The 18,421-nt window shown below is 45.4% G+C and carries 17 protein-coding genes, 11 tRNA genes and 1 rRNA gene; 26 read left to right on the top strand and 3 right to left on the bottom strand.

All coding sequences use genetic code 11. The annotated features are described in order from the left end of the window. Positions 1-293: 293 nt before the first annotated feature. Positions 294-1,367 carry an undecaprenyldiphospho-muramoylpentapeptide beta-N-acetylglucosaminyltransferase gene (gene murG, locus AC1WMD_RS16970; protein ID WP_494258060.1) on the bottom strand — a complete coding sequence of 358 codons (1,074 nt, stop codon included), beginning with the start codon at positions 1,365-1,367 and terminating at the stop codon, positions 294-296. A 331-nt stretch (positions 1,368-1,698) separates the two neighbouring features. Here murG and AC1WMD_RS16965 point away from each other — a divergent pair, with 331 nt between their 5' ends. The 7 genes from AC1WMD_RS16965 (at position 1,699) to cshA (ending at position 9,128) form a co-directional block, all read left to right on the top strand. Beyond that, positions 1,699-2,427, top strand: coding sequence for a polysaccharide deacetylase family protein (locus AC1WMD_RS16965; protein ID WP_043903382.1), 729 nt, complete (start codon positions 1,699-1,701; stop codon positions 2,425-2,427). Between the two features lie 13 nt (positions 2,428-2,440). After that, positions 2,441-3,037 (top strand): DedA family protein, encoded by a 597-nt coding sequence (locus AC1WMD_RS16960; protein WP_494258059.1) that lies wholly within the window; start codon positions 2,441-2,443, stop codon positions 3,035-3,037. 11 nt (positions 3,038-3,048) lie between these two features. Then, positions 3,049-4,191, top strand: coding sequence for an MGDG synthase family glycosyltransferase (locus tag AC1WMD_RS16955; RefSeq protein WP_494258058.1), 1,143 nt, complete (start codon positions 3,049-3,051; stop codon positions 4,189-4,191). 150 nt (positions 4,192-4,341) lie between these two features. Next, the gene (locus AC1WMD_RS16950) at positions 4,342-5,466 is read left to right on the top strand and encodes a D-alanine--D-alanine ligase (RefSeq protein WP_494258057.1); all 1,125 of its coding nucleotides are present in this window, start codon (positions 4,342-4,344) and stop codon (positions 5,464-5,466) included. A gap of 15 nt (positions 5,467-5,481) precedes the next feature. Next, positions 5,482-6,858 carry a UDP-N-acetylmuramoyl-tripeptide--D-alanyl-D-alanine ligase gene (locus AC1WMD_RS16945; RefSeq protein ID WP_494258056.1) on the top strand — a complete coding sequence of 459 codons (1,377 nt, stop codon included), beginning with the start codon at positions 5,482-5,484 and terminating at the stop codon, positions 6,856-6,858. 92 nt (positions 6,859-6,950) lie between these two features. After that, entirely contained in the window at positions 6,951-7,646 is a 696-nt protein-coding gene (locus tag AC1WMD_RS16940) for an alpha/beta hydrolase (RefSeq protein ID WP_043903387.1), read from the top strand. An 81-nt stretch (positions 7,647-7,727) separates the two neighbouring features. Beyond that, a complete protein-coding gene (gene cshA / locus AC1WMD_RS16935; protein WP_494258055.1) occupies positions 7,728-9,128 on the top strand; it encodes a degradosome RNA helicase CshA in 1,401 nt (466 codons plus the stop codon). A gap of 161 nt (positions 9,129-9,289) precedes the next feature. Here the strand turns inward: cshA and AC1WMD_RS16930 are convergent, their stop codons facing one another. Next, the gene (locus AC1WMD_RS16930; RefSeq protein ID WP_494258054.1) at positions 9,290-9,907 is read right to left on the bottom strand and encodes a rhomboid family intramembrane serine protease; all 618 of its coding nucleotides are present in this window, start codon (positions 9,905-9,907) and stop codon (positions 9,290-9,292) included. A 126-nt stretch (positions 9,908-10,033) separates the two neighbouring features. On the opposite strand from AC1WMD_RS16930, the gene acpS reads away from it, so the two are divergent. From acpS to AC1WMD_RS16900, 6 genes are all read left to right on the top strand, one after another. Continuing rightward, positions 10,034-10,393: a holo-ACP synthase gene (gene acpS, locus AC1WMD_RS16925; protein ID WP_494258053.1), complete on the top strand. Its 360-nt coding sequence runs from the start codon at positions 10,034-10,036 to the stop codon at positions 10,391-10,393. Between the two features lie 81 nt (positions 10,394-10,474). Then, positions 10,475-11,488: a LolA family protein gene (locus AC1WMD_RS16920; RefSeq protein WP_494258052.1), complete on the top strand. Its 1,014-nt coding sequence runs from the start codon at positions 10,475-10,477 to the stop codon at positions 11,486-11,488. A gap of 186 nt (positions 11,489-11,674) precedes the next feature. Next, entirely contained in the window at positions 11,675-12,841 is a 1,167-nt protein-coding gene (gene alr, locus AC1WMD_RS16915) for an alanine racemase (protein ID WP_494258073.1), read from the top strand. 122 nt (positions 12,842-12,963) lie between these two features. Further along, positions 12,964-13,245, top strand: a complete 282-nt coding sequence (locus AC1WMD_RS16910) for a CopG family ribbon-helix-helix protein (RefSeq protein ID WP_017435868.1) — start codon at positions 12,964-12,966, stop codon at positions 13,243-13,245. Positions 13,246-13,249: 4 nt separating this feature from the next. Beyond that, positions 13,250-13,600 (top strand): type II toxin-antitoxin system endoribonuclease NdoA, encoded by a 351-nt coding sequence (ndoA, locus tag AC1WMD_RS16905; RefSeq protein ID WP_003253417.1) that lies wholly within the window; start codon positions 13,250-13,252, stop codon positions 13,598-13,600. A gap of 272 nt (positions 13,601-13,872) precedes the next feature. Next, positions 13,873-16,059, top strand: a complete 2,187-nt coding sequence (locus tag AC1WMD_RS16900) for a Tex family protein (RefSeq protein WP_494258051.1) — start codon at positions 13,873-13,875, stop codon at positions 16,057-16,059. Here the strand turns inward: AC1WMD_RS16900 and cmpA are convergent. Beyond that, positions 16,054-16,167 carry a cortex morphogenetic protein CmpA gene (cmpA, locus tag AC1WMD_RS16895; protein WP_088124093.1) on the bottom strand — a complete coding sequence of 38 codons (114 nt, stop codon included), beginning with the start codon at positions 16,165-16,167 and terminating at the stop codon, positions 16,054-16,056. The two genes, AC1WMD_RS16900 and cmpA, sit on opposite strands and share 6 nt — an antisense overlap. An 88-nt stretch (positions 16,168-16,255) precedes the next feature. Between cmpA and AC1WMD_RS16890 the strand changes: the two genes are divergently transcribed. From AC1WMD_RS16890 to AC1WMD_RS16830, 13 genes are all read left to right on the top strand, one after another. Then, positions 16,256-16,723: a SprT family protein gene (locus AC1WMD_RS16890; protein WP_494258050.1), complete on the top strand. Its 468-nt coding sequence runs from the start codon at positions 16,256-16,258 to the stop codon at positions 16,721-16,723. A gap of 336 nt (positions 16,724-17,059) precedes the next feature. Continuing rightward, a tRNA-Asn gene (locus tag AC1WMD_RS16885) sits at positions 17,060-17,131 on the top strand. Positions 17,132-17,136: 5 nt separating this feature from the next. After that, positions 17,137-17,229: transfer RNA gene (locus tag AC1WMD_RS16880), tRNA-Ser, on the top strand. 16 nt (positions 17,230-17,245) lie between these two features. Beyond that, positions 17,246-17,317: transfer RNA gene (locus AC1WMD_RS16875), tRNA-Glu, on the top strand. A gap of 47 nt (positions 17,318-17,364) precedes the next feature. Continuing rightward, positions 17,365-17,440 (top strand) — tRNA-Asp (locus AC1WMD_RS16870). A 9-nt stretch (positions 17,441-17,449) separates the two neighbouring features. After that, a tRNA-Gln gene (locus tag AC1WMD_RS16865) sits at positions 17,450-17,524 on the top strand. A gap of 3 nt (positions 17,525-17,527) precedes the next feature. Further along, positions 17,528-17,603, top strand: a tRNA-Lys gene (locus AC1WMD_RS16860). A 4-nt stretch (positions 17,604-17,607) separates the two neighbouring features. Next, positions 17,608-17,692, top strand: a tRNA-Leu gene (locus AC1WMD_RS16855). A 9-nt stretch (positions 17,693-17,701) separates the two neighbouring features. Continuing rightward, positions 17,702-17,784, top strand: a tRNA-Leu gene (locus tag AC1WMD_RS16850). A 77-nt stretch (positions 17,785-17,861) separates the two neighbouring features. Continuing rightward, a tRNA-Arg gene (locus tag AC1WMD_RS16845) sits at positions 17,862-17,938 on the top strand. Between the two features lie 3 nt (positions 17,939-17,941). Next, positions 17,942-18,015, top strand: a tRNA-Pro gene (locus AC1WMD_RS16840). Between the two features lie 16 nt (positions 18,016-18,031). Beyond that, positions 18,032-18,105 (top strand) — tRNA-Gly (locus tag AC1WMD_RS16835). A 239-nt stretch (positions 18,106-18,344) separates the two neighbouring features. Beyond that, positions 18,345-18,421 (top strand): 16S ribosomal RNA (locus AC1WMD_RS16830); the annotation flags it as partial.

The following is an 18,421-nucleotide window of genomic DNA, read 5'->3' as shown; positions in this document are numbered from 1 at the left end:
TTTTGTTCAATAGGTACCATACTGAACAAAAATAAAAATTATTTTTATATATCTGATTTACTTTGCCAAAAAACGGTCTTTCGTTTGGCATACAGGGGAAATCGGGCTGGAAAAATTAAAAACGATTATGGAGAAGGTACATATATAGAGGATTGCGGCATCACAAAATAAGACACGGCATCCTGTGGATACCGTGTCCATTGGTTGAGAGGCAGAGCTATTTTTGTGCTACATTTCTTCAGGAGCGCGAATTCCTAACAGCCGCAATCCCTCTTTATATAAGTCTTTTTTCCTTAATTTTTCCTTGATTCCTCAATCAATGTCAACAGCTTTTCCAACGCATCTCCCGCGTCGGATCGCTCCATGTTTTGGTGGTAGCGGTCTTTGTTTTGGTAAAGATGATAAATAGCACTTTGCAGTGATTCGTTCGTTAAGTCTTCTTCCATCAGCACTTTGGCGTAACCCGATTTTTCAAAAGAACGGGCGTTTAAAATTTGGTCGCCGCGGCTTGCCTCTTTGGAAAGAGGAATGAGCAGCATCGGCTTGCGCAAGGCGAGAAACTCGAAAATCGAGTTGGCGCCGGCGCGTGATAGGACGATATCGGCCATCGCCATCAGATGAGGAAGCTCTTCATGGACGTATTCAAATTGCTTATAGCCTTTTTCTTTCGCCAGTTTAGCGTCGACATTTCCTTTTCCGCAAATATGGACGATTTGAAAATCGGCAAGCAGTTTTGGCAAATTGGCGCGCAGCGCGTCGTTAATCCGCTTCGAACCGAGACTTCCGCCCATGGCGAGAAGAACCGGCTTTCCTTTTTGAAATTGGCAAAGCTGTCGTCCTTTGTCGGCGTCTCCCTGCTTTAATTCCTCACGAACGACCGCCCCGACGTAAACACCTTTTTCTTTCTTAACGTGGCGCATCGTTTCCGGGAATGTGACGCAAATTTTGGTCGCAAACGGCATTGCGATTTTATTAGCCAGTCCTGGGGTAATATCCGATTCGTGAATGATGGACGGCACCCCGTTTAACCACGCGCCGATAATGACAGGGACGGACACAAATCCGCCTTTGGAAAAGATGACGTCCGGCTTTTCTTTTTTGATGATGCGGTATGCTTGCCAAGTCCCTTTCAAGACTTTAAACGGATCTTTAAAGTTGTTCCAATCGAAATAGCGGCGTAACTTTCCGGTAGAAATCGGAAAGTAAGGCACGCCGTCCATCTTTGCGATAATTTCCCGTTCGATGCCTTGGTGGGAACCGATATAGGCAATGTTCCAGCCTTGTGCTTTTAATTTCGGAATTAGCGCGACATTGACCATGACATGCCCAGCTGTGCCGCCGCCGGTAAGGATAATTTTTTTGCTCAACGTTGATCACCTGTCTTTTTCAGCATGATACAATAACTTATTAGCTTTTCCCATATGTCGTATTGTATTATAGCAGATACTTTTCATTTTATGTGTGAAAAGGTGAAAAACCGATCCGCGTTGTTTCCGTGTACACGAAAGAATATGTTCTTCTTAGTTTTAGCAAATTTTCATCATTTTCTTTTCCAATTTTTATAAATGTGTTATATGATGATCAGTCTGTAAAATAAATATATGCCTTTTTTAATATGTTAATAGATTCAAATCTGTTTATTTTTCTATTTTCAAAGCAAAAAAGTATTGGTAAAGTACAAATAAAGAGGTGAAAACGATGCAATGGCTTGTTTTACTTAGCCTTGTGGCGGGAATCGTATTATACGGCATCGTTCCGACGATCGTGATTCGGAAGACAAGGTTTCGCATCTACCGGGAAGGACCGTCCGAAAACATGATTGCGTTAACGTTTGATGACGGTCCGGATCCGTATTATACACCAAGATTATTAGATTTATTAAAAAAACATCAAGTGAAGGCGACGTTTTTTGTGGTTGGGAGCAAAGCAAAACAATATCCTGATATTGTCAGACGGATGCATGAGGAGGGGCATGAAATCGGCATTCACCATTACCGGCATATCAGCAATTGGCTGATACTTCCGCCTTTTTTGGAAAAAGGATTGCGGAAATCAGCAGATATTATTGAACAGATTATTGGAAAGCGGCCCATCTATTATCGTCCGCCTTGGGGACATTTTAATTTGTTTACCCCGCTTGTGCAAAAGAAATATATTACGGTGCTGTGGACTTACATCCTTGGCGACTGGAATGCAAAGCTTGGTACGATGGAATTGTTCCGCCGCCTTCGAAATAGTATGAAGGGTGGAGCGATTATTGTTCTCCATGACAGCGGCGATACGCTTGGCGCTGACAAACAGGCGCCAGAACAAATGCTTGCGGCGCTGGAGCTGTTGCTAAAGGAAGAAACGGCGAAAAAGCTGCGCTGGGTGACGATTACAGATTTCATGAATGTGCAAACTAATAAACAAATCTCATCAATATAATAATGGGGGATCTATGGATACGAGTATTCTCTTTTCGTATGTGCAATCATACGGATATGTCATTATTTTCGTGTTTTTGTTTTTCGGCATTGTCGGCATTCCGGCGCCGGAAGAGAGTTTATTGTTTTTTCTTGGGATTGTGATTGCTAGGCAACAGCTTTTATGGGAATATTGTATAATCGCCAGCTGGTGCGGCGTAGTGATCGGGATGATCACCGCTTACGGCATCGGGCGCTTTTTTGGGGCGCCATTTATTCAAAAGTACGGAAAGTATTTAGGGATTAAAGAAGAAAAGTGGGAGCGGGCAAAACAGCTGTTTCATCGCTATGGAAAATGGGGGATTTTATTTGGCTATTACATTCCGGGAGTTCGGCAAATTTCTCCGTACATGGCAGGGGTTATTCATTTTCCGTTCCGTTCGTTTGTGTTGCTTGCTTCGCTTGGTGCGACGCTCTGGGTTGTACCGGTCATGCTTGCTGGAATGTTGCTCGGACGGCATATGCAAATTCCGTTGTTTTATTTCCCTCTGATTGGGTTGACATTGTTTGTATTATTTCTATTTGCAACATGGATTGGGCAGCGACTGCGCAAAAAATCTTTGGAAAACTAAGGGAGCTAACAATGATGAAAATTCTTGTATTACCACTGTTCCAGATGAATACAGGACATCATAAAGTAGCCGATACGTTGATCGATTTTTTGCAAGGGCAGTTTCCGTATGTATTTTGCAAAAAAATTGATTTCTTAAGCTACTGCAATGAATTAATGGAGAAAATGGTATCGGAAATGTATTTGCGCTGGATTCGCTCTCATCCCGCTTCGTACCATCGTGTTTATAAGACGTTCATGTATCATGATGTTCATCGGTTGGAATTCGTTTCTTTTGAGCCGTGGCTGCCTTATTTTGAAAGCAAGATGAAAAAAATGCTGGAAAGAGAGAAGCCAGAGCTTATTATTTGCACGCATTCCTTTCCATCGCGCATTTTGCAGCGACTCAAACGGAAAAAAATGATTCATGTACCAGTGGTGAATGTTTATACAGACTTTTTTGTCAATAGCGTGTGGGGAAAGCGCAATATTGATTATCATTTTGTCCCGCATGCCGACGCAAAACGGGAGCTGATGACGAAATATCATATTGAGGAAAGGCGAATTGTGGTGACAGGAATTCCCGTCCATGAAGTGTTTATGGCGAAACATTTAGAGGCGAAAAGGAAAAGACGTCCGTTTCATTTACTATTGGCAGGCGGTAACCAAGGATTAGGAAATATCATCGATTTTCTCAAAAAAGCAAAGGATTCTCATTTGTTTCGTTATTCGGTATTATGCGGGACAAATAAAAAGCTTTATGATGAAATCGTAAGCTGGAAGCATCCGCATATCCGTCCTTTCTCCTACATATCCAGCCCACAGGAGATGAACCGTTTATATAACGAGGTCGATGCGGTGATCACAAAACCGGGCGGCGTTACGGTAAGCGAAGTATTGCATAAGCAATTGCCGATTTTTACAATCGATTATTTACCTGGTCAGGAACAAATTAATTTGCAGTATCTTGAAAAACGCGGGTTAGTTTATAATTTGTCTGGGCTTCGTCATTACGAACAAAAAATCTTTCATGTGCTTACAGATGAAATCGAAAAAAACCGTTTTTATCGTCGGGTGCATGAATATTTTGCAGAGATCGAAAAAACGGCCCAAAATGCATTAGAGGAGATGGTGGCGGCGATGTGCGAAGGATCGTATCGCGCCCTTCGGAAATAGCGATTTCACCATCTAACGAATCGGTTAGATGGTGTTTTTGCTGTTTTTGAAGTGACGAAACAACCTGTATCCTTCATATAAAAATACCATACGATTGCGCGCGAAACGTGTTAAAATAGGAACGATGGGAAGCGAAGAGGAGGAGCCTGCATGAAAACGAGAGTTGGGATTTTATACGGCGGCAAATCGCCGGAGCATAACGTTTCGTTATCAACGGCGATGGCGGTCATGAACGCCATTGATAAAAATAAATTTGATGTCATTCCGATTTATATTAACGTCGAAGGACAATGGATCAAAGGGGAGCGGCTGACGGGAACGATCACGGACGTGAAGCAGCTGCAGTTTCATTCGGATGCGAAAGCGATGATACCGGTAGCGTTAAACCAAGTGCCGGCATTAGCGGATGATAAAAATCAATTTCCATCTGTAACGGATGTCAATAAAGAATCGGAAGCAGCGATTGATGTGATTTTTCCATTATTGCACGGACCAAATGGAGAAGACGGCACCGTGCAAGGCTTGCTTGAGATTTTGAATATTCCATATGTCGGAAACGGCGTGCTTGCCTCAGCGGTCGGCATGGATAAAGTAATGATGAAAAACTTATTTGCCCAGGCCGGGCTGCGCCAAGCGAAATACGTATCGTTTACGAAGCGGGATTGGAGTAAAGATGAAGAAGCGACGTACGACCAAGTCGAGCAAAAACTCGGCTATCCTTGTTTTGTCAAACCAGCAAACGCAGGGTCCAGCGTCGGCATTACGAAATGCAAACAGCGCGCTGATTTGAAAGCAGCTTTTATCGAAGCATTTAAGTATGACCGGAAAATTATTGTGGAAGAAGCGATTGTCGGCCGCGAAATCGAAATCGGCGTCATCGGCAATGATGAACCAATTTGTTCAGTAGTCGGAGAAATTATTCCGAAAAAAGAATTTTATGATTATCAGGCGAAATATGAAGACGGCGATACGGAACTCATCATTCCGGCGCAAGTGACGGAAGAACAATATGAAACGATCAAGCAGATGGCGATTACTGCATTTAAGGCACTCGACCTTTCCGGGCTTGTCCGCGCCGACTTTTTCTTAACGGAAGATGGCACGGTGTATATTAACGAAATCAATACGATGCCGGGGTTTACGCCATACAGCATGTTCCCATTGCTATGGAAACATAGCGGCGTTTCGTATCCGGAATTAATCGAGCGCCTCATTCAGCTGGCGATTGAGCGGCACGAGGAAAAGCAAACGATCATGTACACGTTTGAGAAATAGAAAAGGTGGAGAAAGATGATCACTCGCACGTTAAAAGAGATACAAGCGATGGCGGATGGCCGCGGGTTGGCCGCCGAATTTGCCGATATTACAATCAGAGGTGTCTCGATCGACACGCGGACGATTCAGCAGGGCAATCTATACGTTCCGCTCAAAGGGGATAAGTTTAACGGGCATGCGTTTGTGCAAGAGGCGCTTGCAAAAGGTGCCAGTGCGGTGCTTTGGTCGGAAACGGAAGGAAATCCGCCGGAAAACGCTCCAGTGATTGTTGTTGATGATACGCTGAGCGCGCTGCAGCGCTTGGCTCACAGGTACCGCAGACAGCTGGACGTAAAAGTGGTCGGTATTACAGGAAGCAACGGCAAAACAACGACAAAAGACATGACGGCGGCACTATTGGCCACCTCTTATAAGGTGCAAAAAACAGAAGGAAATTTAAACAACCATATTGGCGTGCCATTGACGCTTCTTCGCTTGGCAGAAGATACGGAAATGGCGGTCGTCGAAATGGGAATGAGCAATTTTGGCGAAATTGAACTTTTGTCCAACATCGCTGAGCCGGATGCGGCGATTATTACGAACATCGGGGAAGCTCATTTGCAAGAATTAGGCTCGCGTGAAGGAATTGCGCAAGCAAAATTGGAAATTTTGTCTGGTTTGCGCAAAAACGGGCTGTTTGTCTATCATGGCGATGAGCCGTTATTGACAAGCCGTGTGCCAAGTTTGCCGCTGCCGGAGCATGTCGTAACGTTTGGTCAAGAGACGAAAAACGATTATTATTCGAATGCGGTGCGGATGGAAGCAACGGGGACGACATTTATGGTCAACCAGCTTCCAGATCGAACGTTGTTTATTCCGATTTTAGGAAAGCACCATGTTTATAACGCATTGGCTGCCATTGCGGTAGCTCGCTTTTTTGGTGTCAGCTGGGAGAGCATTCAAGAAGCGCTTGCCCATTTAGAGGTCACTCGCATGCGCATGGAGTTGATCGAAACAAAACATGGCTTTACGATCATTAACGATGCGTACAATGCCAGCCCTACTTCGATGAAGGCGGCTTTGCAGCTGCTCGGGGAATTGACGGGATATACGAAAAAAATTGCGGTGTTAGGCGATATGTTGGAGCTTGGTGACCAAGAAATAGCATTTCATCGCGAAATCGGCGCGATGCTTCGCCCCGAAATGGTCGATTATGTTTTCACCTACGGGCCATTGGCGCGCCATATTGCACAGACAGCTGCGCCGTTTTTCCCAGATGGGCGGGTGCGCGCATACGATGAGAAAAAAGCACTGGCCAACGATTTGCTTGCCATCGTTTCGTCAAGTGATGTGATTTTGTTAAAGGCTTCCCGCGGGATGAGACTAGAAGAGCTGCTTCGCAGTTTGCAATAACGGTATCATAGTGTAAAATGAAAACAACGGTGAAAAAATAAAAGCGGCGTTGTCGATCGCCGCTTTTGATTTTTTAGGAAACGGTGATAATCATGATCGGCTGTCTATGTATACATGGATTTACGGGAAGTCCGGAGGAAGTTGCTCCGCTGGCGGAATATTTGCGAAAGCGGACGGATTGGGTAGTCAAAACTCCGACCCTTCCCGGGCATGGAGAAGAATTGCAGCTGAGAGGGATTACGTATGATCAATGGTTTCAAGCGGCAGAACAGGAGCTGCAAGCGTTAATGGACGAGTGTGAAACGGTATATGTCATCGGTTTTTCGATGGGCGGAGTGATCGCCGTCTATCTAGCAGAAAAATATCGCATTGATAAATTAGTGCTGTTAAGTGCGGCATTTTATTATGTCAATCCGCGTCAATTATGGAAAGACATTCGTGATATGTTGCGCAATGGATGGCGGCGCATCGGCGAACATCCGCTGTTTATCCGTTATAAAAATAAGATGCGGTCCACGCCGCTTGCCGCTGTATTAGAGTTTCGCAAGCTAGTAAACGAAGTGCGGCCGCGTCTGCCTTATGTTCATGTCCCGGTGTTGATTGTGCAGGGAGAAAAAGACGGGATTGTTCCGCTAAAAAGCGCCCATTATTTATATCAAAGGATTGGTTCCCCAAAAAAGAAACTATTATTGTTGCCCGAGTCTTATCATCACGTCTGCCATAGCACAGACCGGCACGTATTGTTTGCTGAAGTAGGAAAATTTTTAATGGAAAATGGTAATGATTGAAAATGAAAGATGGAAATGGTATGATAACTGTCAAATATTTTTATTCGATCAGTAAGCATTAATAAAGGAGTTTGAATAACATTGGCGACATTTCAAGAGTTAGGATTAAGCAATGAATTAATGAAGGCGATCAGCCGCATGGGCTTTGAAGAAACAACCCCGATTCAAGCAAAGACGATTCCGCTAAGCTTGCAAAATAAAGATGTGATTGGACAAGCGCAAACCGGTACTGGCAAAACGGCGGCGTTTGGCATTCCGCTTATCGAAAAAGTGAATGTGAAAAACGAAGCGGTGCAAGGGTTAGTGGTGGCTCCGACGCGTGAGCTGGCGATTCAAGTATCGGAAGAGCTGTATAAAATTGGCGCCGTCAAGCGCGTGCGTGTATTGCCGATTTATGGCGGTCAAGATATTGAGCGGCAAATTCGCGCGTTGAAAAAACATCCGCACATTATTGTCGGGACACCGGGGCGCCTGATCGATCATATCAACCGCAAGACGCTGCGGCTAGAACATGTGCATACGGTAGTGCTCGATGAAGCGGACGAAATGCTGAATATGGGATTTATTGACGATATTGAGGCGATTTTAAGCAATGTTCCGAAACAGCGGCAAACGCTATTGTTTTCGGCGACCATGCCGGAACCGATCCGCCGCATCGCCGAGCGGTTTATGAATGATCCGGAGCTCGTAAAAGTAAAAGCAAAAGAAATGACCGTTCCGAATATTCAACAATATTACCTCGAAGTACAGGAAAAAAAGAAATTCGATATTTTAACGCGCTTATTGGATATTCAGGCGCCGGAGCTGGCGATTGTGTTCGGGCGGACGAAGCGGCGTGTCGACGAATTGGCGGAAGCGCTGAACTTGCGCGGCTACGCCGCAGAGGGAATTCATGGCGATTTGAGCCAGGCGAAACGTCTCTCTGTGTTGCGCAAATTTAAAGAAGGCGCGATCGAGATTTTGGTTGCAACGGATGTAGCGGCGCGCGGACTGGATATTTCCGGCGTGACGCATGTGTATAATTTTGATATCCCGCAAGATCCGGAAAGCTACGTCCACCGCATTGGCCGCACTGGCCGCGCGGGGAAAACGGGTGTGGCGATAACGTTCGTGACGCCAAGGGAAATCGGACAGCTTCATAATATTGAACGGACGACAAAGCGGAAAATGGAGCGGATGAAGCCGCCAACATTGGACGAAGCGCTGGAAGGGCAGCAGCGCATCGCGGTGGAAAAATTGGTGAATGTGGTAGAAAGCGAAAACCTGTCTTTCTATAAACGAGCTGCTGAAGAGCTGTTAGAGGAACATGATTCGGTTTCGCTAGTGGCGGCATGTATTAAAATGTTGACAAAAGAACCGGATACGACGCCGGTGCGGTTAACGGAAGAGCCGCCGCTTCCGGTTAAACGGGAGAAAAAGCGGGGAAACCGCGCGGAAGGTCCATCCCGAGAGCGTGCAAAAAAACGGCGCGTTGCCCGTTAAAAACGGCGCAACAGGCGCCGTTTTTTTGCTATGGTAAAATGTATATGCATAAACAACAGCTGAGTTATGACGATCGCCCCGCTTGGCTATGTCGCCATGAACGTTCCGGCTCCATTTTTTATCAGATCCCGCTTTCATCGCCGAGAAAGCGGGGCTGTTGGTTAGCGATAAAGAAGAAAAGGCCGATGCGGGCGCAGGCGGGACGAGATAAAAGGAGCAATAATCCCTCCTGCTAACAAGCCAAATAGGTGGGCGACCATATTCACATCAGGGGCGGTGAATGCGATAAATAAACTAATGCCAATAACGGCGAGAAGAAGGCGGGCGTGATGCTTGTCGATCATATCGCGGCGGAATACGATTAAATAGCCATACATACCGAACAGGCCAAAAATGGCGCCGGACGCCCCAACGTGACTGTACATCGCCGGCAGAAGGAAAAAGGATGCGATGTTGGCGCCGATTCCGCTCCCTATATAAAGAAGCAAAAACTTGCTTTTCCCTAGCATTTGCTCCAATGCGGGGCCGAATAAAAGCAGGGAAATGGAATTGACTATCATATGTTCAAACCGCACATGCAAAACAAGAGGGCTTACGAGCCGCCAATATTCCCCTTCGCGTATGGCGGCATTAAATCCAATCATTCGTTCCCATAACGGTTCCGCGCTCGAAAAACGCAAAAAAAACATAAACCATATGACTACATGAAGGATAACAAGGATAGAAACAACGGGATAAAGGCGGAAAAAAACACGTGCATTTTCCCTGCGCACAAACATGTCGCTCTCTCCTTCTTATTTATTGATCGAAAAATAGCCGAAAGGGTTTCCGCTTCGGCGGGCAAAGCGAATAAGCAGATCGGCTTATTAAAATGCTATGTAAGAGATAGAAAGGATAGAAGGACAATGATTATCGGAGTTGGTATTGATATTGTGGAATTAGAGCGGATTAGGAGGCTAATGGAAAAAAACGAAAAATTGATCGACCGCATTTTAACGAGGGACGAAAAAAATGTGTTCGCACAATTATCACCAAAACGCAAAGTGGAATTTTTAGCGGGACGGTTTGCGGCGAAAGAAGCGTACGCAAAAGCCGTCGGCACAGGAATTGGAAAACATCTGTCATTCCATGATATTCAAATTATGAACGACCTGCAAGGAAAACCAATCGTCGTTTCAGATGCGAATGACTGCCGCATCCACCTTTCCATTTCACATAGCCGTGATTATGCAATTGCTCAAGTAATTATTGAGCGCTTGTCATAGCTAGTCTGCATATTCCCCGAAGTTGTCTCATATATTGTAATGCAAAAATGGAAATCGATATGAGGCAAAGGGGTTGAAATGATGAGGAGAAAAGTGCTCAGTGTATTCGTTGGCATCATATTGCTTATTGCTTTAGCTGGCTGCGGGTCAAAATCACAGGAAGATGTCGTCAAAGCGCTCGATGAAAAAATGGATGAGGTCACAAGCTACCAGGCAGAAGCAAAAATGACGTTTCAAACAGGTTCCAAACCACAAGTATATAACGTCGAAATCTGGTATAAACATCCTGCCTATTACCGTGTCAGCTTAAAAAATGCCGACAAAAAGCAAAGTCAGATGATTTTGCGCAATGATGAAGGGGTCTTTGTGTTTACGCCGGCGCTCAATAAAAGCTTCCGGTTCCAAAGCGATTGGCCGAAAAACAGCAGCCAGGCCTATTTGTATGAGTCACTAGTCAAAGATATTTTGAGCGATTCGAAGGCGAAGTTTAAAGCGACAAAAGATCATTACGTATTTGAAACGAAAACAAACTATCCAAATAGCAATGTCGTGCCGATGCAAGAAATCAAGTTAAACAAAAAGGATTTATCACCGGTATCGGTCAAAGTGATGGATACCGACCGAAAAGCTTTGTTAACTGTGCAATTCTCCAAGGTCGAATTCAACAAAAAATTTGATGATGATGCGTTTGATACGTCGAAAAATATGACGGGAGCGCGTTTAGAAGTGCCGACGATGGCAGAAGCGAAAGACAAAGCGATGGAAGTCATGTATCCGGAGCAGCTGCCGGAAGGAGTAAAGCAGATCGATGAGAAGGAAGTTGCCAGTGAAAACGGAAAACGCGTGATTATGACGTTCGGCGGCGAAAAAACATTTACATTAGTTCAGGAAAAAGCAAAAGTTTTGCCGGCAACAAGCACACCGATGCTGGTCAATGGCGAGCCAGTCGATTTAGGTTTTGCGATTGGCGCGCTGACGGATCAAACATTGAAATGGTCGTACAATGGTGTTGATTTTACGCTCGCTTCCAATGATTTAACACCGGAGGAAATGGTCATGGTTGCCCGTTCCGTGCAAGGAAAGGCGATTAAATAATTGATTGCTAGGCAACAGGCTCGCGGCTTGACGAGCCTGTTTTCTTTTCGGAAAAGGCAGACTCTTAAGGCAATGATATATTCCTTCCTTGTTTAGAAAGTGGTAAACTAAAAAAGGATAGCGCAAATTAGAGCGTTTACATTAAAAAACTCAGATCTGCTAGACAAGGAAGGACAGCGAGGCATGATGAATTCATTTTACCGTGATACGTGGGCTGAAATTGACTTAGATGCAATTCACTACAATGTTTCCCAACTTAGAAATTTTTTACCAAATGACACTCGCATTATGGCAGTGGTAAAGGCGAATGCATACGGCCATGGTGATGCTCAAGTGGCGAAAACAGCGCTAGAAGCCGGCGCTTCTTATTTGGCAGTGGCTTTTTTAGATGAGGCGCTTGCATTGCGGAAAAAAGGAATTACCGCTCCGATTCTCGTATTAGGCGCTTCTCGTCCTAGCGACGTCCATCTTGCTGCCAAATACCAAATCACGCTTACGGTGTTTCAGCCGGACTGGGTCGAGCAAGCGGCCAGCTTATACAAAGGAACGGAACAAGTGCGGTTTCATTTAAAAATGGATACGGGGATGGGACGGCTAGGAGTAAAAGAAGAGGCGGAAACAAAGCGCGTCATTGAGTTAATCGACCGCCACCCGTATTTTTCATTGGAAGGGGTTTATACTCATTTTGCCACGGCTGATGAGATCAACACCGACTATTTTTCTTTTCAATACCATCATTTTTTGCAAATGCTCGAGTGGCTTCCGTATAAACCATCGTTGATCCATTGTGGGAACAGCGCGACCGCTTTGCGGTTTCCGGATAAAGTGTTTAATATGGTGCGCTTTGGCATTTCGATGTACGGGTTGTCGCCTTCGCCGGCTATAAAGCCATATTTGCCGTATGAGCTAAAAGAAGCTTTCTCCTTGCATAGCCGCCTTGTTCATGTTAAAAAGCTCCAACCCGGAGAAAAAGTGAGCTATGGAGCAACCTATACGGCGGAGACGGAACAATGGGTAGGCACTGTTCCAATCGGCTATGCGGATGGCTGGCTGCGCAAACTGCAAAATTTCCATGTGTTGGTGAACGGGAAAAAAGCGCCGATTGTCGGGAGAATTTGCATGGATCAATTAATGATCCGCTTGCCGGAGCCTATGCCGGTCGGAACGAAAGTGACTTTAATTGGGCGTCAGGGCGACGAATATATTTCCGTTGATGACGTGGCCCAATATCTTGGAACGATTAGCTATGAGGTTCCTTGTGTAATAAGTTATCGCGTTCCCCGTATTTTTTTCAGAAATAAGAGTATAATGGAAGTGAGAAATGTTGTTTTAAATGGCAATGATTATGTATAAACTGAAAAACTTTTCAGAAGATAATACGTAGAAAACGCAGAAATGACTTTGCAGCGCTTTTGTTTAGTGGTATGATGAAATGGAAGTAATGAATCGGCTGCAGTTCGTGGAGGTGTATATTTGTGTCGGAGTCTAGCGCAACAACGGAAATCGTCGTTCGTTTGCCTCAATCACTAGTAACCGAATTAGATGTGTTGGTGAAACAAGAAAACGGCAATCGCAATGAACTGATTTACCAAGCGACGAAAATGTATATTCGTGAGCGGAAAAAACGGCAAATCCGCGAAGCGATGAGACGAGGCTACATGGAAATGGCAAAAATTAATTTATCGATCGCTTCAGAAGCGTTTCTTGCAGAATACGAAGCCGACCACACCGTTGAACGTTTAGTTAGCGGGGGGTAATGCTTTGATTGTTAAACGTGGCGACGTTTATTTTGCGGATCTTTCCCCGGTAGTTGGCTCAGAGCAGGGCGGTGTTCGCCCCGTATTGGTCATCCAAAATGATATTGGCAATCGCTTTAGCCCAACGGTAATTGTAGCGGCGATTACAGCGCAAATTCAAAAAGCGAAGCTGCCAACGCACGTTGAAATTGATGCGAAACGCTATGGGTTTGAACGGGATTCCGTCATTTTGCTAGAACAAATTCGGACAATTGATAAACAGCGGCTCACGGATAAAATCACCCACTTAGATGATGAAATGATGGATAAAGTGGATGAAGCGCTGCAGATCAGTTTAGGACTTATCGATTTTTAACACAAATTCAGAAAGAGTTTTCCCGTTTCCAAAACATGTGAAGTTTAGTTTAAAGTATCCCCCTGTTGCAAAAAGGGGTTTATCCTGTGTTTGCAGCGCATTGAGCCATCTATCGCCTCTGCAATGTATAAACAAAGTGGCAGATAGTTTATTTTGCTGTGCATAAAAAAGGACAGGTCGCGGGGAGAAACGATCTGTCCGACTATTTTATACTCGAAAATAGCTGCATCTTTGTAGCTATTTTTATTTTCGCTATTGGAGGGATAATCAATTTGTTTAATAGAGAAGCGTTGATCGGCTTGATTGCCAATGAGTTGCAGTTGTCTGCCAGTCAAGTGAGCAATGTCATTTCCCTTTCGGAAGAGGGGAATACAGTACCGTTTATCGCCCGCTATCGCAAAGAGATGACGGGCGCGCTAGATGAAGTGCAAATTCGCGATATTTTAGAGAAATGGAGCTACTTGCAAAACTTAGAACAACGTAAAGAAGAAGTTCTTCGTCTGATCGATGAGCAAGGGAAATTGACGGAAGAGTTAAAAAACGCGATTATGAACGCCACGAAACTACAGCAAGTCGAAGATTTGTATCGCCCTTACCGGCAAAAACGGCGCACGAAAGCTACGGTCGCCAAAGAAAAAGGGCTAGAGCCGCTTGCCGAATGGCTATGGACGTGTCCAGCGGAACCGAGACCGGAAGAAAAAGCCCAGGAGTTTATCAACCCGGAAAAAGAAGTGTTTACGGTGGAAGAAGCGCTCCAAGGAGCAAAAGATATTATTGCTGAAAAAGTGTCTGATGATGCGCAATTCCGTCAATGGATTCGCCAGCAAACGTGGAAAAAGGGAGTCATCGTATCAACGGCCAAAGCGACGGAAAAGGATGAGAAGAAAGTATATGAAATGTATTACGAATATGAGGAGCCTGTACATAAGATCGTGCCGCACCGTGTGTTAGCGTTAAACCGCGGCGAAAAGGAAGAGGTGCTGCGTGTCGCCGTAAAGTCGCCAGTAGAAGAGATTATGGTGTATTTACAAAAACACGTGATCAAAAATCCACAATCTCCTGCCGCACCGCTTTTATCTGAAGCAATAGAAGATGGCTATAAGCGGCTGATCGAGCCGGCCATTGAACGTGACATCCGCAATGAGTTAACGGAAAAAGCGGAAGAGCGGGCGATTCATATTTTTGCTGAAAACTTGCGGAAGCTTTTGCTGCAGCCGCCATTGAAAGGAAAAATCGTGCTTGGCATTGATCCGGCCTACCGAACGGGATGTAAGCTTGCTGTTGTCGATGAAACAGGCAAACTATTGAAAATTGATGTCATCTATCCGCATCCACCGCAGCAGCGGATAGACGAAGCAAGGGAAAAACTCATTCGACTGATTGAAGAATACCATGTAGAAATGATTGCAATTGGAAATGGAACGGCATCACGGGAAACGGAACAGTTCGTCGCCGATATGCTAAAGCAGGTAGATAAGGAAATTTTTTATCTAATTGTTAACGAAGCGGGCGCCAGCGTATATTCTGCCTCTGATCTCGCTCGCCAGGAGTTTCCAGATTTACAAGTAGAAGAACGAAGCGCGGTTTCGATCGCCCGGCGCGTACAAGACCCATTGGCAGAGCTGGTGAAAATCGATCCAAAGTCCGTCGGTGTCGGCCAATACCAGCATGACGTTTCGCAAAAGAAATTGGCTGAATCGCTGCGCTTTGTCGTAGAAACGGTCGTAAACCAAGTTGGCGTCAATGTCAATACCGCCTCGGTTTCCTTATTGCAATACGTATCCGGGCTTACAAAGACCGTATCAGAAAATATTGTAAAAAAACGAGAAGAACAAGGAAAGTTTAGAAGCCGCGAAGAATTAAAATCGATACCGCGGCTTGGTGCGAAAACATATGAGCAATGCATTGGCTTTTTGCGCATTATTGATGGAGATGAACCGCTCGACCGGACACCGATCCATCCAGAGCGATACGAAGAAGTGAAAAAGCTATTGCAAAATTTAGGCTTTTCCACAGCGCATATCGGAAGCGAAGAACTTCGCATGGCATTGCAATCGCTGCATATTTCCGATACAGCTGCGAAGCTTGGCATTGGCGAGTTAACGTTACAAGATATTATCGATGCCTTAATCCGCCCTGAACGCGATCCGCGTGATGAGCTGCCAAAACCGTTATTGCGCAAGGACGTTTTAAAAATGGAAGATTTAAAAGCAGGGATGGAGTTAGAAGGCACCGTACGGAATGTCGTTGACTTCGGTGCGTTTGTCGATATCGGCGTCAAGCAGGATGGGCTTGTGCATATTTCCAAATTAAGCAAGCAATACGTACGGCATCCGCTGGATGTTGTATCTGTCGGCGATGTCGTAAAAGTTTGGGTAGATCATGTCGATATGAACAAAGGAAGAATCTCTTTATCAATGATTCCGCCAGCGGAGTTAGAGAAAACACTGCCTTCATGAGCAGTGTTTTCTCTGATAAAAAAACCAGCATTGGTTTAACAGTTTGATTTGATAGCGATTTTTTTCATAATAGGCTCGTCTCATTTGATTTTGTAGCCAAGTTGGCATAGCTCTCAACCTCCTAATAATGAAAAGGTTAGTATAATGTATGTACCGCCAGTCTGTCCTGTGCCAAAAAAGTGAGGGGTAAAGAAGAATGGAACAAAGTGACTTACAAAAACTTGTCGAAAGGGTATCCCTGCAATTTTTCCAAAAGCCGTTTAAACATACGGCGACATTTAATCCCCGGCTGCGAACGACAGGAGGGCGTTACATACTACAAACCCATAATATTGAGCTCAATAAAAAGTATTACGAGTTATTTGGCGAAGAAGAGCTGATCGCCATTATTAAACATGAATTGTGCCATTACCATCTTCATTTAGAGGGGAAAGGGTATCGTCATCGCGATAAAGATTTTCGCGATTTATTGCGGCAAGTTCAGGCCCCGCGTTATTGCCGCCCGCTTCCGCAACAAACGCGAAAAAGAACAAAAAAGATACACGTGTACGTTTGTTCCGAGTGCGGTTTGACGTACGAAAGAAAAAAACGGGTCAATACGAATCGATATGTTTGCGGGAAATGTGGCGGCAGGCTAATGTCATATGATAGCGGCGAGGCATAAGTAAAATTTTCTAAATTTGTTGATGATGAGCAGCCAAAAAAATTTATAAAAAGTTATTGACATATATTATTCATATATGCTAAATTATAAAAGCCGTCGCCAAACGGTGATGGGCCGAAAAAAATGTTGACAACACTAAGTTGCCTAAATATAATAAAGAATGTCGATTGTACGCAACAGATTGTTGAGTTAATTATTCTACAATAGCTCAGCGACGAGCATTACATCCATGAATCCGCTCCGAGTTGCCTCGACGCATCTAACTTCTTGGAAACGGCTGGCAGAGGAAGAGGCAGCGAGCATACCAAAAAGCGGTCTGTTATCAGATTTCACTATTCCGCAATAGCTCAGCGGTAGAGCAACCGGCTGTTAACCGGTAGGTCGTAGGTTCGAATCCTACTTGCGGAGCCTTTGGAGAAGTACCCAAGTGGCTGAAGGGGACGGTTTGCTAAACCGTTAGGTCGTGTCTTTACGGCGCGCGGGTTCAAATCCCGCCTTCTCCGCCACTTTGATATATACGATGGCCCGTTGGTCAAGTGGTTAAGACACCGCCCTTTCACGGCGGTAACACGGGTTCGAATCCCGTACGGGTCACTTTTATAAGATATTGGGGTTGCAAAACACCAACCCCATTTTAATGAGGTCCCGTAGTGTAGTGGTTAACATGCCTGCCTGTCACGCAGGAGATCGCGGGTTCGAGTCCCGTCGGGACCGCCATTGAATTATTGGGCCATAGCCAAGCGGTAAGGCAACGGACTTTGACTCCGTGATGCGCTGGTTCGAATCCAGCTGGCCCAGCCATAGGAGCCATTAGCTCAGTAGGTAGAGCATCTGACTTTTAATCAGAGGGTCGGAGGTTCGAGTCCTCCATGGCTCACCACTTTGCGGGTGTGGCGGAATTGGCAGACGCACCAGACTTAGGATCTGGCGCCTCACGGCGTGGGGGTTCAAGTCCCTCCACCCGCACCAGTTGAATATGCGGTCGTGGCGGAATGGCAGACGCGCTAGGTTGAGGGCCTAGTGGGGGCAACCCCGTGGAGGTTCAAGTCCTCTCGACCGCATCACATAATATAAAAATACTTGCGTTTTATGATTTGTTGTGTTATAGTAAAATTTGTTGACTCAAAATTAATAACATGCGCTCGTAGCTCAATTGGATAGAGCATCTGACTACGGATCAGAAGGTTAGGGGTTCGAATCCTCTCGAGCGCGCCATAGCGGGAAGTAGCTCAGCTTGGTAGAGCACATGGTTTGGGACCATGGGGTCGCAGGTTCGAATCCTGTCTTCCCGACTTGTTTAATAAATATGCGGGTGTAGTTTAGTGGTAAAACCTCAGCCTTCCAAGCTGATGTCGTGGGTTCGATTCCCATCACCCGCTCCATAAAAAATGTTCCTTGAAAACTGAACAAAACGAAGCGTCCACATAGAAAAGCGGAGGCGACTGGTTAGCCCCAGTAGGCGCTGGAGGGCTCGCGAGGAGGCTCAGACCAAACAAAGTTTGGTCTTGCGTGGGTTTACTCAGAGAAGTTAACCCAATGTGTTGCCGCCACAGCGAGACCGAAGCGCCCCGAGGGGCTAGGAGCCGAAGCTGGACAATATTTAAAATAAGCCAATCAACTTTCTATGGAGAGTTTGATCCTGGCTCAGGACGAACGCTGGCGGCGTGCCTAATACATGCAAGTCGAGCGGACCGAACA

The sequence above is a fragment of the Parageobacillus sp. NEAU-HV-2 genome (assembly GCF_059115485.1).
This window is presented reverse-complemented; position numbering and strand designations above follow the sequence as displayed.

What these genes read in the sequence shown, in the direction of transcription:
- AC1WMD_RS16965 (WP_043903382.1), top strand. Translation starts at nt 1,699, where the DNA reads ATGCAATGGCTTGTTTTACTTAGCCTTGTGGCGGGAATCGTATTATAC.
- AC1WMD_RS16960 (WP_494258059.1), top strand. Translation starts at nt 2,441, where the DNA reads ATGGATACGAGTATTCTCTTTTCGTATGTGCAATCATACGGATATGTC.
- AC1WMD_RS16955 (WP_494258058.1), top strand. Translation starts at nt 3,049, where the DNA reads ATGATGAAAATTCTTGTATTACCACTGTTCCAGATGAATACAGGACAT.
- AC1WMD_RS16950 (WP_494258057.1), top strand. Translation starts at nt 4,342, where the DNA reads ATGAAAACGAGAGTTGGGATTTTATACGGCGGCAAATCGCCGGAGCAT.
- AC1WMD_RS16945 (WP_494258056.1), top strand. Translation starts at nt 5,482, where the DNA reads ATGATCACTCGCACGTTAAAAGAGATACAAGCGATGGCGGATGGCCGC.
- AC1WMD_RS16940 (WP_043903387.1), top strand. Translation starts at nt 6,951, where the DNA reads ATGATCGGCTGTCTATGTATACATGGATTTACGGGAAGTCCGGAGGAA.
- AC1WMD_RS16930 (WP_494258054.1), bottom strand. Translation starts at nt 9,907, where the DNA reads ATGTTTGTGCGCAGGGAAAATGCACGTGTTTTTTTCCGCCTTTATCCC.
- acpS (WP_494258053.1), top strand. Translation starts at nt 10,034, where the DNA reads ATGATTATCGGAGTTGGTATTGATATTGTGGAATTAGAGCGGATTAGG.
- AC1WMD_RS16920 (WP_494258052.1), top strand. Translation starts at nt 10,475, where the DNA reads ATGAGGAGAAAAGTGCTCAGTGTATTCGTTGGCATCATATTGCTTATT.
- alr (WP_494258073.1), top strand. Translation starts at nt 11,675, where the DNA reads ATGAATTCATTTTACCGTGATACGTGGGCTGAAATTGACTTAGATGCA.
- cmpA (WP_088124093.1), bottom strand. Translation starts at nt 16,167, where the DNA reads ATGCCAACTTGGCTACAAAATCAAATGAGACGAGCCTATTATGAAAAA.
- AC1WMD_RS16890 (WP_494258050.1), top strand. Translation starts at nt 16,256, where the DNA reads ATGGAACAAAGTGACTTACAAAAACTTGTCGAAAGGGTATCCCTGCAA.